This is a genomic window from uncultured Sphingomonas sp., assembly GCF_913776855.1.
Taxonomy (GTDB): domain Bacteria; phylum Pseudomonadota; class Alphaproteobacteria; order Sphingomonadales; family Sphingomonadaceae; genus Sphingomonas.
Genome location: NZ_CAJYQD010000043.1, coordinates 1 through 13,606, shown reverse-complemented (window position 1 = coordinate 13,606; position 13,606 = coordinate 1). Strand labels below are relative to the sequence as shown.

The 13,606-nt window shown below is 67.7% G+C and carries 15 protein-coding genes and 1 pseudogene; 4 read left to right on the top strand and 12 right to left on the bottom strand.

Annotated features, from left to right (window positions below; genetic code table 11):
• Positions 1-9 precede the first annotated feature (9 nt).
• Positions 10-342 carry a hypothetical protein gene (locus QZ755_RS13440; RefSeq protein WP_294323780.1) on the top strand — a complete coding sequence of 111 codons (333 nt, stop codon included), beginning with the start codon at positions 10-12 and terminating at the stop codon, positions 340-342.
• Positions 343-419: 77 nt separating this feature from the next.
• Here the strand turns inward: QZ755_RS13440 and QZ755_RS13435 are convergent, their stop codons facing one another.
• The 4 genes from QZ755_RS13435 to asd form a co-directional block, all read right to left on the bottom strand.
• Positions 420-1,307, bottom strand: coding sequence for an ROK family protein (locus QZ755_RS13435; RefSeq protein ID WP_294323777.1), 888 nt, complete (start codon positions 1,305-1,307; stop codon positions 420-422).
• A 5-nt stretch (positions 1,308-1,312) separates the two neighbouring features.
• Positions 1,313-3,178: a PDZ domain-containing protein gene (locus QZ755_RS13430; protein ID WP_294323775.1), complete on the bottom strand. Its 1,866-nt coding sequence runs from the start codon at positions 3,176-3,178 to the stop codon at positions 1,313-1,315.
• A gap of 178 nt (positions 3,179-3,356) precedes the next feature.
• Complete coding sequence (locus tag QZ755_RS13425) at positions 3,357-4,181, bottom strand: amidohydrolase family protein (protein WP_294323773.1); 825 nt, start codon at positions 4,179-4,181, stop codon at positions 3,357-3,359.
• Between the two features lie 163 nt (positions 4,182-4,344).
• Positions 4,345-5,244: an archaetidylserine decarboxylase gene (gene asd / locus QZ755_RS13420; RefSeq protein WP_294323771.1), complete on the bottom strand. Its 900-nt coding sequence runs from the start codon at positions 5,242-5,244 to the stop codon at positions 4,345-4,347.
• A gap of 35 nt (positions 5,245-5,279) precedes the next feature.
• Here asd and QZ755_RS13415 point away from each other — a divergent pair, with 35 nt between their 5' ends.
• Positions 5,280-6,932, top strand: a complete 1,653-nt coding sequence (locus tag QZ755_RS13415; protein ID WP_294323766.1) for an aminotransferase class III-fold pyridoxal phosphate-dependent enzyme — start codon at positions 5,280-5,282, stop codon at positions 6,930-6,932.
• Between the two features lie 165 nt (positions 6,933-7,097).
• Here the strand turns inward: QZ755_RS13415 and QZ755_RS13410 are convergent, their stop codons facing one another.
• From QZ755_RS13410 to QZ755_RS13385, 6 genes are all read right to left on the bottom strand, one after another.
• Complete coding sequence (locus QZ755_RS13410; protein WP_242417227.1) at positions 7,098-7,292, bottom strand: hypothetical protein; 195 nt, start codon at positions 7,290-7,292, stop codon at positions 7,098-7,100.
• Between the two features lie 19 nt (positions 7,293-7,311).
• Positions 7,312-7,611 carry a hypothetical protein gene (locus QZ755_RS13405; protein WP_294323764.1) on the bottom strand — a complete coding sequence of 100 codons (300 nt, stop codon included), beginning with the start codon at positions 7,609-7,611 and terminating at the stop codon, positions 7,312-7,314.
• A 134-nt stretch (positions 7,612-7,745) separates the two neighbouring features.
• Entirely contained in the window at positions 7,746-8,036 is a 291-nt protein-coding gene (locus tag QZ755_RS13400) for a type II toxin-antitoxin system RelE/ParE family toxin (protein ID WP_294323759.1), read from the bottom strand.
• Positions 8,029-8,274, bottom strand: coding sequence for a type II toxin-antitoxin system ParD family antitoxin (locus tag QZ755_RS13395; protein WP_242417229.1), 246 nt, complete (start codon positions 8,272-8,274; stop codon positions 8,029-8,031). The genes QZ755_RS13400 and QZ755_RS13395 overlap by 8 nt, the downstream gene beginning before the upstream one ends.
• A gap of 327 nt (positions 8,275-8,601) precedes the next feature.
• Positions 8,602-9,213 (bottom strand): hypothetical protein, encoded by a 612-nt coding sequence (locus QZ755_RS13390; protein WP_294323753.1) that lies wholly within the window; start codon positions 9,211-9,213, stop codon positions 8,602-8,604.
• Between the two features lie 27 nt (positions 9,214-9,240).
• Positions 9,241-9,978, bottom strand: coding sequence for a methyltransferase domain-containing protein (locus QZ755_RS13385; protein ID WP_294323750.1), 738 nt, complete (start codon positions 9,976-9,978; stop codon positions 9,241-9,243).
• A gap of 234 nt (positions 9,979-10,212) precedes the next feature.
• On the opposite strand from QZ755_RS13385, the gene QZ755_RS13380 reads away from it, so the two are divergent.
• Both QZ755_RS13380 and QZ755_RS13375 read left to right on the top strand, forming a co-directional pair.
• A complete protein-coding gene (locus QZ755_RS13380) occupies positions 10,213-11,064 on the top strand; it encodes a UDP-2,3-diacylglucosamine diphosphatase (protein WP_294323896.1) in 852 nt (283 codons plus the stop codon).
• Positions 11,061-12,116 carry a glycosyltransferase family 1 protein gene (locus QZ755_RS13375; RefSeq protein WP_294323746.1) on the top strand — a complete coding sequence of 352 codons (1,056 nt, stop codon included), beginning with the start codon at positions 11,061-11,063 and terminating at the stop codon, positions 12,114-12,116. Before QZ755_RS13380 ends, QZ755_RS13375 begins: the two co-directional genes overlap by 4 nt.
• 28 nt (positions 12,117-12,144) lie before the next feature.
• Here the strand turns inward: QZ755_RS13375 and QZ755_RS13370 are convergent, their stop codons facing one another.
• Together QZ755_RS13370 and QZ755_RS13365 are read right to left on the bottom strand one after the other, a co-directional pair.
• Complete coding sequence (locus QZ755_RS13370; RefSeq protein ID WP_294323742.1) at positions 12,145-13,302, bottom strand: carbohydrate porin; 1,158 nt, start codon at positions 13,300-13,302, stop codon at positions 12,145-12,147.
• A 71-nt stretch (positions 13,303-13,373) separates the two neighbouring features.
• Positions 13,374-13,606 (bottom strand): annotated as a pseudogene (locus QZ755_RS13365) (methyl-accepting chemotaxis protein); the annotation flags it as partial.

Sequence of the window (13,606 nt, the reverse complement as noted above, 5' to 3'; positions counted from 1 at the left end):
AGAAAAGGGATGAAGAAGTTCGCACTGATGCTCGCCGGCCTTGGCGTCGCGATGACCGCTTTGCCCGCCGCCGCCCAGCCATGGCAGTCGGTCAACCAGCGCCAGGCGCAGATCGAACGCCGCATCGACCAGGGTATCCGCAGCGGCGCGCTCAGCCGGCGTGAAGCGGTGAACCTGCGCGGCGAATTCCGCCAGATCGCCCAGCTCGAACAGCGCTATCGCCGCTCGAACGGCCTGTCGATGCAGGAGCGCCGCGACCTCGACCGCCGCTTCAACGCGCTGTCCTACAAGATTCGCGTCGACAAGCACGACCGCAACGGTCGTCCGGGCTATCGCCGGTAACGACGAGGCCTTCGCCCTTCCCTCTCCCGGTGGGAGAGGGAGGGAGCGGCGAAGCCGCAGAAGGGTGAGGGTGACCGCTATCCCCCCGCGACGAACGCCCCGATCAACCCCGCTTCGTCGCCCAGCATTCCCGGCACCACCACCGGCGTCGCGACCGGGGTCAGCAAATTCGCCCGCACCCGCGCATCCAGCGCCGCGATCAGTCCCGTAGCGTTCGCCAGCCCGCCGCCGACCGGCACGATCGTCGCCGACACGGCGTGCAGCAGCATCGCGATCGGTCCGCCCAGCAGGTCGCAGAACCATGCGACCGTCGCTGCCGCCTGCGCCTCGCCCGCTTCCGCCCCGCGCGTGATCGCAATGCTGTCGACGTCCACGCCATGCAGAAACTGGTGCAACCGCTCCAGCCCGCGCGCGCTGCCGATCGTGTCGAGACACCCTTGCCGTCCGCACCCGCACGCGAAGACCGGCATCGCATCCGGCGCCACGGGGCTGGCATGGATCATCTGTCCGTGCCCCCATTCGCCGCCGATCCCGCCCGCGCCGCTCACGATCCGCCCGCGCTCGACCAGCCCGCCACCCACCCCGGTGCCCAGGATGATGCCGAACACCCGGTCATGCCCCCGGCCGGCGCCCAGCGTCGCTTCGGCCAGCACGAACGCGTCGGCGTCGTTCACCACCAGCACCGGCAACGCCAGCGCGCCGCGCAGGTCGTGCGCCAGCCGCCGCCCGTCGATGCACGGGATGTTCGCGCTGGCGACGACACCGCTTGCCGGGTCGACCAGCCCGGCGGTCGCTACGCCCACGCGCCCGCACGCGGTTGCCTGCGCCGCATCGCGAAAGACCGCAACGAACCCCGCCCAGTCGTCGACGGGCGTCGGCGTCTTGCGGCGCCACACGATCCGCGCATCGTCGTCGAACGCGGCGATGTCGATGAACGAACCGCCGACATCGGCGCACAGCCGCATCGTGCCTATTCCGCGCCCAGCCAGCCGGCACGGAACGCGCGCTGCCTTGCGGTGGGCGTCCGCCCGACCGTCTCGCCGCGCACGATCTCCAGCGTCGGATCGGCGACCGGGGTGATCGTCGCCACCCGGTTGATCCCGCGCTGGCGATAGCGCAGCTCGGTGGCCGTACCGGGCTTCAGCGCCGCGACGGCCGCATTCCACGCCGCCAGGTCACCGACCGGCTGTCCGCCCAGCGACACGATCACGTCGCCACGATCCACCCCGGCGGCAAACAGCGGCGTGTTCTGCGCCGGTGACAGCGTCAGCGTCACGCCGTCCGCCTCCTGTGTCGCATTGGCCCGCCCGATCCAGCCCCTGGCCGGCTGCGCCGCGCGCAGCACCAGCCCGGCCTGCTCCAGCAGCGGCGTGAAATCGGGCAGGAAGCTGCCCTCGATCGTACGGTCGAAGAACTGGTCGGCGAACGCCTTGTCCCCGGTCAGCGTCGCCAGCGCCGCACGCAGGTCGGCAGGGGTATAGGACTGCTCGGTCGCGCCATGCGTCTTCCACAACAGCCGCATATAATCGTCGAGGGTCTTGCCCGGAAACCGCTGGCGCAGTTGCAGGTCGAGCGTCAGGCCGATCACCGCGCCATAGGGGTAGTAGGACACGAAGATGTTCGGTTCGACCGGATCGATTGCGGTCGCGGCATCGACGAACGGCGCGCGCAGGCTCATTTCCTGCGGCGAGGCATTGATCCGCGCCGCGATCCGCGCCGGGCTGTTGACCACCCCGTTCACCATCGCGCCCATCTCGCCCAGCCATTCATCGACCGACGATAGCCCCGCGCGGCGGATCGACAGCGGCCCGTAATAGCTGGTGAACCCCTCCGCCAGCCACAGCGAGGGGGTGGGGTTGGCGCGGGTGAAGTCGAACGGCTCCAGCTCGCGCGGGCGCAGCCGCTCGACGTTCCAGCTGTGGAAGAATTCATGCGCCAGCGTGCCGAGCTGGTCGTCCTTCGCCTCGGCCAGCGAGCGCTTGTCGGTGATGATCGTCGAGTTGCGATGCTCCATCCCGTCGCCGTTCACCGACGGGCGATAGTCGGCGATGAAGGTATAGGTTCCGAAATCATAATTCGCCGGCGCGCCGAAGATTTTGATCTCCTCGGCCACGACCTTCTTCGCCTTTTCGGTGAAGCGGTCCATGTCGGCGGCGGTGCCACCGTGGTGGAGCGTCAGGCGGAACGTCTTGCCCGCCTCCTGCCATTCACGCACCATGTGGTTCGACAGCTCGGTCGGGCTGTCCATGAAATATTGCAGGTTCGGCGCCCAATAGCTGCCCGGCGCGGTCCCGGCGGGCAACTGCGTCGCGACTTTCCAGGTCGGGTCGGGGCTGGCGAAGCGCACGCTGATCGGCTGGGCATCATAGCCGGTCGCCCACAGGAAGGTCGCGGGCATGTTCAGATGCGCGTGGGTCGCATCGATCTGCGCATAGGTGCCGTCGCCCCGGTCGCCATACAGCGTGTAGCTTACCACGACCGTGCCGTCATGGCCCGCGACGCTCCACCCATAGGGGTCGGTCCGCGTCAGCTTGAGCGGCCGCCCGGCGCCATCGGTCGCGCTGACGTCGTACACGTTCTTGGCGAATTCATGGATCGCATAGCGCCCCGGCGACGACCGCGACATCTGCACCCGCAGCGGCCCGGCGGGCACGCCGCGCCACGTCGCGACGATCCGCGCGCGGTGATGCTGCGCCTGCGGAAAGGACACGGCATAGCTGACCGGCGCATTCGCCCCCGGATCGCGCGCGGCGGTCTGTGTCACCGGCGCGGTCTGCGCGGCGGCGGGCAAAGCGAGGCAGGAGGCCAGCAACACGGCGACCAGCGAACGAACCATGGCAATTCCCCTTCGAGTTGGGCTGCTTGTAGCGGGCAGCGGGGGCGGATTGGAAGGGTGGAGCGTCTCGCACGCTGCCGTACCCCTGCGCAGGCGGGGGTCCAGAGCCAGGAACGTCGCCGCTTGCGAGGAGAAAAATTCTGGACCCCCGCCTGCGCGGGGATACGTTGCGCGATGATCAAATCCCGTAGAATGCCCGCGCCGCGCCACCCATCAACCGCGCCCGCTCGCTGGCCGACAGCCCCGCGGTCACCGCCCGCGTCGTCGCCAGCCAGTCGCCATAGCCATCCCCTGCCGCCGCCAGGACCGGCCAGTCGCTGCCCCACAGCAGCCGGTCCCCGAACCATTCGACCAGCCGCTCCACCATCGGCCCCAGCGCCAGCGGATCACTCCCCGCCGCCTGTTCGGTGCGCAGCCCCGACAGCTTGCACCATACCGAAGGCCGCGCCGCCAGCGCCGCCATCCCGTTGCACCAGTCGGCATCCCCCGGCGGCACTGGCTTGGCCGCATGGTCGATCACGATCGGCAAGGTCGGCCAGCGATCCGCGAATTTTGCCAGCACGCCCAGATGGCGCGGCTGCACCAGCGCATCGAACCGCAACCCATGCGCGACCATCGCCGCCACGCCCTGCGCCACATCGTCGCCGAGCAGCCAGTCGGTATCCGCGATCGCCTGCACCATCGGCCTCAGGCCCAGCAGGCTGGGGTTCGCGGCCAGCGCCGTGATCCGCTCGGGCGCGGCGGGGCTGTCGAGCGCGACCCAGCCCACCACGCCCGCGACCCATGGATCGGCCCCGGCAATCTGCAGCAGCCAGTCCGTCTCCCGATCGTCGGTCTGCGCCTGCACCAGCACCACACGCTCGACCGGCGCATCCCCCATCGCCGCACGCACATCGGCGAGCGAATGGCTGCGATACAGTACCCCGTCCGATGGCGCCGGCCAGCCATGGAACGGCGCATCGACCCGCCACACATGCACATGCGCATCGACGATGCCGCTCATCCCGTCTCCCTCTTCGCCGGCAGAGTGGCGCGGGGCGGGTGGGCAACGCAACCCTTCCGTCATTCCCGCGAAGGCGGGAATCCATAAACGCTGACGGTTCGGCTCGATCCGCAACGGCGAAGGTTATGGACTCCCGCCTTAGCGGGAGTGACGAGCGGACATCCTAGATATCCTCGACCACCGCCCGGTCGAACAACACGTCGCCCGCGCGTACCCGGTCGCCGGTCTGCACCCCGTCCGCCAGCACGAACGGCGCCGGGGTCAGCAGCACGATGGTCGATCCATGTTCGAACCACCCCATTTCCTCGCCCTGCGCCACGGCGACATCGATATCTGCGATCGGCTCCGCCCGGTCGCGCAGTAGCTTCACCGTGTCGAGAAAGGTCAGCCGGATCGCCGCGACCAGGATCGCCGCCACCGGCACCAGCAGGATCGGCATCCCGTCCTTCAACCGCATCCGCACCGTCGCGCGTTCGTTGCGGCAATAGAGCCGCTCGACCCGCTTCAACGCCGGCGGGTTCACGTTGAAACAATCGCCGGGAAAATAGCGCACCCGCTCGACCCGCCCGTCCTGGGGCGCGTGAAAGCGGTGATACATGCCAGCGGTCAGCCGCAGCGTGACGAAGCTCCCCCCCAGATACGCCTCGCCCTCGCCCCCGGTCAGCTCGGCGATCGAATAGCGTTTCCCCTTCGCCTGCACGATCGAATCGCCGGTGATCGCTCCGCTCGCGACGATGATCCCGTCCGATGGCGACGCCACCTGATGCGCCTGTGCCGCGAACGTCCGCGCCCCCGGCCGCAATCGCCGGATGAAGCAGGCGTGCATCGAGGGCCAGCGTGTCTCCGCCGCATCGGACAGGTCGACATCGCAAAAGGTCCGCCACACCGCGATCGATACCCTGGCGACCAGAGGCTGCTCGACCTTGCTGAACCACCCCATCGCCCGCGTGAGCGTCCGGCGTGGTAGCCAGTTGGTCGCGGCATAGTTCAGCGATTCGATGTCGGTCAGCCGGGCGATGGCACGGGCAAGCGGCGAGGGGGCGGTGCGGTCCATGACCGTCATCAATATTTCCTTATCGGGTCATATTTGCGTCAGCCATGATGCCCCTTGCCCTTGCACTCGCCGCCGGAGTCGCCGGTCTTGCCGCCACCAAGGGCCGCGCCCGCCTGGCGCTCAGCCGCGCCAAGCATGGCTCGCTGACCGGCCATGTCCGCTGGGGGCAGCGCATCGCGCGCCAGATCGCCTTCTACGACTATGACGACGCCCGCTTCTTTGCCGCCGACGATGCCCCCGCAGAGGTCGCGGCCAAGCGCCGCGCCGGCTTCGAACGCCTTTCCGCGCTCTACGCCACCCGTTTCGCGCGGACGATCGCCGCGACGAAGGAGCTGCGCGAAGGGCTGTCCGACCTGCAATTCACCGGCCGCTACCGCGTGCCGTTCCAGTTCAGCGCCAAGGTCCGCGAGCAATTGTCGACCGGCACCTTCTACCAGTCGTCGTCGGGTGTCACCGTCACCGACCTCGACGGCAATATCTTCTACGACCTTGCCGGCTCCTACGGCGTCAACCTGTTCGGCCATGATTTCTATAAGGACTGCATCGCGGAAGGGAGCGCCCGCGTCGCCGATCTCGGCCCGGTGCTGGGCAATTATCACCCGGTCATCGCCGCCAATGTCACCCGGCTGAAGGTGATCAGCGGCATGGACGAGGTGTCGTTCCACATGTCCGGCACCGAAGCGGTCATGCAGGCGGTGCGCCTCGCCCGCTACCACACCGGCCGACGCCGCGTGGTGCGCTTCGCCGGGGCCTATCACGGCTGGTGGGGCGATGTGCAGCCGGGCATCGGCAACCCGACGCCGGCCGACAACACGCTCACCCTGTCCGAACTGTCCGACCGGACGCTGCACGTGCTGGCCATGCGCAAGGATATCGCCTGCGTCCTCGTCAACCCGCTCCAGGCGATGCACCCGAACAAGGGCGCGCCGTCCGATGGCACGATGGTCGACAGCAGTCGCTCCGCGCACCTCGACCGCGCCGCCTATCGCGACTGGCTGGTAAAGCTGCGCGAGGTTTGTACGAAGGCCGGCATCGTCCTGATCTTTGACGAAGTGTTCATGGGCTTCCGCCTCGCGCGTGGCGGCATGGCCGAGGCGTTCGGCGTGCAGCCCGACATGGTGACCTATGGCAAGACGCTGGGCGGCGGCCTGCCGATCGGCGTCGTCTGCGGCCGCGCCGACCTGATGCGGCGCTTCCGCCCCGAACAACCCGCCGACATCTGCTTCGCGCGCGGCACCTTCAACGCGCATCCGTACGTCATGGGCGCGATGGACGTGTTCCTCGAACGGCTCGACACCCCCGAGGTGCAGGCGATGTACGCGGGCGTCGACACCCGCTGGGACGCGCGCCTCGACCAGTTCAACGCGGCGATGGAGGCTGCGGACCTGCCCGTGCGGGCGGCGGGGATGCAGACGGTGTGGACGATCACCTATGCGGTGCCGTCGCGCTACAACTGGATGCTGCAATATTATGCCCGCGCCGAAGGGCTGGCCTTGAGCTGGGTCGGCACCGGCCGCCTGATCTTCAGCCTGAACTATGACGACGCCGCTTTCGCCGAGGTGATCGCGCGGTTCGTCCGGGCGGCGCAGGCGATGCAACACGACGGCTGGTGGTGGACCGCCCCCGGCACGACCAACAAGATGCTGCGGCGACAGGTGTTGCGGGAGACGCTCGCGCGGCGGCTGGGGCGGGGATAGGGCCGATCGACATTCACCGGTGACCACTGGATTTCGTCATTCCCGCGCAGGCGGGAATCTATGGACGCTGACGTTTCGGCTGAATTTGCGACGCTGGCGGATATGGACTCCCGCCGGCGCATCGGCATCGAAGCCCATCCGCCTGGCGTCATGCCCTGTCCCGCCTCATTCCCGCCGCGCGTCGGCGACCGCGTGCAACTGTTCGATGATCGCCCGGTTCGCCTGATGCCCCGACAGATCCTGCGCCAGCGAGGTATAGCCCTCGCGGCGCAGCGCCTGCCGGATGTGGTTCACCGAACTGAATGCGCCCGACGCGGCCAGTTCGAGCGCGCGGGTCAGGGCGGGCGTGTCGCGGGTCATCGGGGGATCGCTCGCCGGGTCAGCCGTTGCGCACCCATGGCGTCCGCACGACCGCGCCGGCGATCAGCTTCTTGCCGAACGCCTTGCGCATCGTCTCGGCCGCGTCGCCGTTCTTCAGCACGACATGCGTGCCACCCGAATGCAGCGTCTCGATCGCACTGATCGACGCGCCATGCTTGCGGCACAGCGCCTCCACATCGGCGCGCGCGATGCGCACGTTCATCGCCCGCGAAGTCGTCACCGCGGTCGGGATGCCCCGTCGCCAATCGTCCTGCATGTCGGTCCAGTCATCATTCGAGCAAACGGACCGCCGGGCCACGCGGATAGGGTCGACCGGCCGGCGCCGGTAGCGGGACCAGCCGGATTCGGCGGGGCCGGATCGTATATGGGGTGCCGCCGGCCCGTTAACAGGTATCGGGCGCGGATAATGTTGCAGGGGCGGAACGAGCGGAATCACAGGTTGAGGAGCGGGTCCATCCTTCGGTGCAGGATGCGGACGACCGCAACGCCATATTCCGTGGGTCTGAAGAAGATCACATGCTGTCCGACCGATCGGCGGCGATAGCCGGATCGGATGTGATCGCAACTGGGGGCCTGCATCGGCGCACCGGCAGTGGCATGCAATGCAGCTTCGATCCGATCCGTATAGGCCATTGCCTGCGGCAAACCCCATGCCGCGACGCCATGATCGAAAATCGCCTCCACATCGGCCTGCGCCGCCGGCGTGAGCCGGAACTCAGCCATGTTGGGCGGCTTTACGCTCCTTGAACGCGGCGAAGTCGAATCGTTCGGGTGCTCCGCTATTCTCGCCCTCAATCAGCGCCGCGCGAAGGCGCTCGTCGACCTGCCCCCGTTCCTGCTCGCGTCGGATGAGGTCGCGGATCGCCTCGCTGTCATTGGTATAGTGGCCGGCCGCAATCTGCGCGCCGATCCAGGCATTCTGCTGTTCGGTCAGGGTAATGGTCTTGCGCACAACAGCCATAGCAACCTCTGGGGATCATATTATCGGTGCAGTTTAGCGCATATTGGGCCAGCAGCGAAATTCCGCTTTCCTGCTCCGCCACGCACCATCATGCTCGCCTTCGCTTTTTCTCCCCACCGATCCCCCCCCCCCCCGCCCAAGAAAATGCGACCGGTTCGCAAATGTGCAAACCGGTCGCGAGTGTGAACTTTGTGAACTTTGGCCGGAAAAGCCTTTGTTTTCGGGTCCGCCACGGGCAAGGCCCATGGCGTCGGACGGCGCTTTTCGCGCCGCCGACCGGGCGCGCCTTGAAGCTTGGCGGAGCTTTCACTGCGCCTTGCCCGGCGCTTAGTGCCGCGCCGCCTCCTGCAAATCCGTATCGATCCGCGCGCCCTTCAACAGCTGCACCGGGGCTTTCCGGTACAGGATGAAGTCGTTGAACGGATCGGTCACGATCTTGGTCGCCCACACGATCCCGGTCATCACGTCGCGCTGGATGAACAACTGGATCACCCGGAACAGCAAGCCCCCGACCGCAAACGCCAGCCACAGCAGCGCCAGGTGCCGCAGGAACCCGACGAAGCCGACATGCGGCTCGAACACCCCGAAGAACGTCGGGTCGAGCAGCAGCGGGATCGGCGTCGCCGCCCACAGCCCCATGAAGACGACCTTGCGGAACAGGTTGTACCCGACCTTGATCTCTTCCTTATGCTCGTGCGTCGCCTGGTTCATATGGTCGTAGGTCTTCGGCTCGAAGAAGAAATGCCCCGATTGCCGCGCGGTCATCGCCACCAGCCAGCCGAGCAGGCTCGCCACCGCCGGGTCGATCCACACGACGACATAGGCGATCAAGAACGTCGTCGCGCTGACGAAATGCAGCGCCTGGTTGATGATGCTGTGATGGTAATAGCGATGATCGTCCCACCGCTGTTCGTGCAACGCTTCCTTGAATCCGGGCATCGAATTAGCCTTTGAAAAGAATGGGGTTCAGGCGGTCGCGCCGAGCGCGGGTGTCGGGTGGTTATCCTGTCCGGCCACGCCGGCACGCCGGAAGCACACCAGCGAGAAATGGCCGAGCGGGGGGAGCGGCCGGCGCTCGACCAGCTCCGCCTGCGGGTTGCGCGCCGCCCAGTCGCCATAGATCGACCACGGGAAATCGGTGCGCCAGCCCAGCCGACTGGTGATCGGCATCAGCGCGCGCTCGATCTTCGCCCGCACGCCCGCCTCCGCGCCCAGCCGGGTCGCGATCACGATCATGCCGCCGGGCCGCACCACGCGCAGGAACTCGCTCAGCGCCCGGTCGGGATGCGGCACCGCCGACACGACATATTGCGCGACGACCACGTCGAACGACGCATCGTCGAAATCCAGCGCTTCGGCATCGCCGATCGCGATCCGTTCGACCTGGGTCAGCTTCAGCCGCTTCACCCGGTCGCGCGCCTTGTCGAGCATCTGGTCGGCGATATCGATGCCGGTGATCCGGCTCTCGGCACGATAATGCGGCAACGAGATGCCGGTGCCGACCCCGACCTCCAGGATGCGGCCGCCGACCGTCTCCGCCGCGTCGATCGCCGCACGGCGACCCCGCTTGAAGACGGGGCCGAATACCAGGTCATAGATGGGCGCCCAGCGATCATAGGCGCTCGCCACGCCGACGCGGTTCAGTTCCTGAGCCAATCCGTGAGTTTCCTTGTCCAGCGCCGTGCGGCTTGTCTGGCCAGCCACAATGACGCCGATCGATGACAGGCCAATGGCGGGGGCGTGTCAGCAAGGTTTCAATTTGATGAGAGTCGCCGTCACACACGCGCAATACTATTGTCGCGCAGGGGCGTTACTGCACCGCCATCGCAAGGACGCACGTCCAGTCCACTCTTGTGGAGAAGTACGATGACGACGGCATTTGTATCCCGGACCGACCGAAAGAACTTGGAATCTCCGGTCAAGTCGCTGGCGCGCAAGATTCCCGACTGGATCAACGATCCGCAAAGCTATCAGGCGGACGGCCCGAAGCAATCCTACCGCACCGTCTTCATTTCCGACGTCCATCTGGGAACGCCGGGATGCAGCGCGACCCAGCTGGTCGACTTCCTCCATTCGTTCGAATGCGAGACGCTGTACCTGGTCGGCGATATCGTCGATGGCTGGCAGATTCGCCGCGGCTGGTACTGGCCGTCCAGCCATAACGACGTCATCCGCTCGATCCTGAAGTTCGCGCGTCGTGGCACCCGCGTCATCTACATCCCCGGCAACCATGACGAGGCGTTTCGCGACTATACCGGCCTCGAATTCGGCGGCGTGGAGATGGTCGAGGAGGATATTCACGAAACCGCCGATGGCCGTCGCCTGCTGGTGCTGCACGGCGACAAGTTCGACGGCGTGGTGCTGTACGCCAAGTGGCTCGCCTTCCTCGGTGACCATGCATACACCGCGTTGCTGAAGGCCAACAGCGTCTGGAACTTCGCCCGGCGCAAGCTGGGGCTGCCCTATTGGTCGCTGTCGGCCTATGCCAAGCATCGCGTGAAGAACGCGGTCAACTTCATCGGCCGGTTCGAGGAAACCGTGGCCCATGCCGCCGCCGAACACGGTGTCGACGGCGTGGTGTGCGGCCATATCCACACCGCCGAAATCCGCCGGATCGGCGACATCATGTATTATAACGACGGCGACTGGGTGGAGAGCTGCACCGCGCTGGTCGAGGATCACAGCGGCGCCATGTCGCTGATCGACTGGCGGGCGCTGACCTGGGAAAAGGAACTGGCGAAATCGGCGGGTCGCGCCGACGCATCCGGTCGGGCGGTTGCCACCGCGTGAGGATCGCCATCGTCAGCGACGCGTGGAGTCCGCAGGTCAACGGCGTCGTCCGCACGCTGCAAACCACGATCGGCCGCCTGCAACAGCGCGGCCATATCGTCGAAACCTATACCCCGGACGGTTTCGCCACCCGGCCCTGTCCCGGCTATCCCGAAATCCGGCTCGCCCTTGGCTGCGGGCCGGAACTGGGCCGCCGGATTGCGGCGTTCCGGCCCGATGCGATCCATATCGCCACCGAAGGGCCGCTCGGCTGGGCGGCGCGTCGCTGGTGCCGCCGCCAGGGGCTGCGCTTCACCACCTCGTTCCACACCAATTTCGCCGAGTATCTGGCGATGCGGACGCACCTGCCCGCCGGGCTGTTCTGGCCGTTCCTCCGCCGGTTCCACGCGGCGGCCAGCGGGGTGATGACCGCCACCGCCCGCGTCGCCGCCTCGCTACGCGACCATGGCATCGCCCACACTAGGCGCTGGTCGCGCGGCGTCGACCTGTCGCTGTTCAAGCCCGATGGCGGGCGACTCGACATCGCTACCCTGCCGCGCCCGATCCTGCTCCATGTCGGGCGGATCGCGGTGGAAAAGAATATCGAGGCGTTCCTCGCGCTCGACGTGCCGGGCACGAAGCTGCTGGTCGGCGATGGTCCCGCGCGCGCCGACCTCGAACGCCGCTATCCGCTGGCGCAGTTCGTCGGCCTGAAGCAGGGCGCGGCCCTCGCCGCCGCCTATCGCGCCGCCGACGTGCTGGTCTTCCCCAGCCGCACCGACACGTTCGGGCTGGTGATGATCGAGGCGCTGGCCTGCGGTACGCCGGTCGCGGGCTATCCGGTGCCGGGACCGCTCGACATCATCGGCACCGACGGGATGGGCGGCGGCACACGGCGGATCGGCGCGGTCGACGACGATCTGGCGGTGGCCGTCACCCAGGCCCTCACCGCCGACCGCGACGCCTGCGCCCGTGCCGGCACCGCCTATTGCTGGTCGCACTGCACCGACCAGTTCGTCGGCAATCTGGTCGATGCGGGATTGGGTGCGGGGCCGACGCTGGCGGTGGCCTGATTGCGCATCGGCAACCCTCCGTCGCCCCTTACAGCGCCTTCCAAGCGACGATCGCGCGCAGCCCCAGCACCACCGCATCGTCCGCATCGCGCAGGCCTCCCGGCCGGCGGACATATTGCACGTCGGGCTGCACCGTCAGGAACGGCAGCACCCGGTCGCTATAGGTCAGCTCGACCATCCCTTCCGATCCGGTCAGCATCGGTTCGCCCGCCGGATTGGCCCGGCGATAGGGGGTGCTGAGGTCGGCGCTCGCCACGCCGATCGACAGCTGGCTGTCGGGGCGGGCGGGGATGATGCCCTGGCCGGTCACGCCGAACTGGACCCCGCCCGCAAAGGGTGTGGTCCGCCCGTCCGACCAGCCCGCGCGAGCAAAGGCGCGCCAATAGCCCGGCTGTTCAGCCTGTCCGGCAAGGTCGGTTTCAACCGAGGCATAGACGCCATGCGACGCCGCCTCGCCCGGCCCCGTGCTGACGCCGGGCGGAATGATGCGCGGCTGGCGCCGGCTATAGGCCCAGCCACCGATCGCAACCGACAATCTGCCCTGCCGGCCGGCCTCGGCAACGAACAGCGTCGATCGCCGTCCGCCATCATCGGTGGTCCCGCGCGGTGCCCGGATCGCCACTGCCTGTACGTAATGCCGTTCGTCACCGGCACGCAGGCGGATGGCAAGGTCGGTGCGCGGAAAGATCGACGGACCGTTGGGACCGGTTGCCGCCAGTTCGGACCCGATGCCGAACGCCGGCGCGATCAGGTGCGACGCCGCGTCGGTCGAATAGAATTCGCTGTTGAGGTCGTATTTGCCGACCAGCACCGACAGCTTGTCACCGGCAAGGCTCTGCTCGACCCACGCCTGGTACAGTAGCAGGTCGGCCCCGGCGACCTCGATATTGTTCACCCCCTGCAACGTGCCGGCGATGTCGTTGGGGCGACCGCCCATATTGTTGAGCAGGCCGGCAAAGGCGGTGCCCCCGCGCCATCCCACCGCCCGGTCCAGATCGAGCGACGCGAGCAGATCGATATTGTCGAGATAGCGCACGCCCCGCGCGTCCCCCGCCGCGACGCCGACGACATCGCCCTTGTACACGATGCCGACGCTCAGCGGACCCGGCGATGCCTCCTGTGCCTGCACCGGTGCCGAAACCATCATCAGAGCGATGGCGGCACAGCCAACTCCGTAGCGTCCCATGCGATGTTCCCCTGCTATAGTGTTGCTGGCGACCGGCCGGCCGATGCCCCCATCGGCGGCCGGTCGTCGGGTCAGGCGGCGCGCCCAAACGCCGCGTCGTCGCCGTCCGGGCCGCCCTGCGTCAGGTCCAGCGCGAAGCCGCGCACGCGGGTCTGCTGGTCGGCGATCGAATTGGGTTTCGCGCGGGGGGCGGGGGACTTGGCACGGGCCGCCGGCTTGCGCGTCGCGGCCGGCCTGCGTGCGTGGTGGGTCTGTTCGACGCGGAAGAACGCGATGCTCTGCTGCAGCTCGTTCGCCTGTCCGG

Coding starts and splice junctions, on each gene's coding strand:
- QZ755_RS13440 (WP_294323780.1), top strand. CDS start 10: ATGAAGAAGTTCGCACTGATGCTCGCCGGCCTTGGCGTCGCGATGACC.
- QZ755_RS13435 (WP_294323777.1), bottom strand. CDS start 1,307: ATGCGGCTGTGCGCCGATGTCGGCGGTTCGTTCATCGACATCGCCGCG.
- QZ755_RS13430 (WP_294323775.1), bottom strand. CDS start 3,178: ATGGTTCGTTCGCTGGTCGCCGTGTTGCTGGCCTCCTGCCTCGCTTTG.
- QZ755_RS13425 (WP_294323773.1), bottom strand. CDS start 4,181: ATGAGCGGCATCGTCGATGCGCATGTGCATGTGTGGCGGGTCGATGCG.
- asd (WP_294323771.1), bottom strand. CDS start 5,244: ATGACGGTCATGGACCGCACCGCCCCCTCGCCGCTTGCCCGTGCCATC.
- QZ755_RS13415 (WP_294323766.1), top strand. CDS start 5,280: ATGATGCCCCTTGCCCTTGCACTCGCCGCCGGAGTCGCCGGTCTTGCC.
- QZ755_RS13410 (WP_242417227.1), bottom strand. CDS start 7,292: ATGACCCGCGACACGCCCGCCCTGACCCGCGCGCTCGAACTGGCCGCG.
- QZ755_RS13400 (WP_294323759.1), bottom strand. CDS start 8,036: ATGGCTGAGTTCCGGCTCACGCCGGCGGCGCAGGCCGATGTGGAGGCG.
- QZ755_RS13395 (WP_242417229.1), bottom strand. CDS start 8,274: ATGGCTGTTGTGCGCAAGACCATTACCCTGACCGAACAGCAGAATGCC.
- QZ755_RS13390 (WP_294323753.1), bottom strand. CDS start 9,213: ATGCCCGGATTCAAGGAAGCGTTGCACGAACAGCGGTGGGACGATCAT.
- QZ755_RS13370 (WP_294323742.1), bottom strand. CDS start 13,302: ATGGGACGCTACGGAGTTGGCTGTGCCGCCATCGCTCTGATGATGGTT.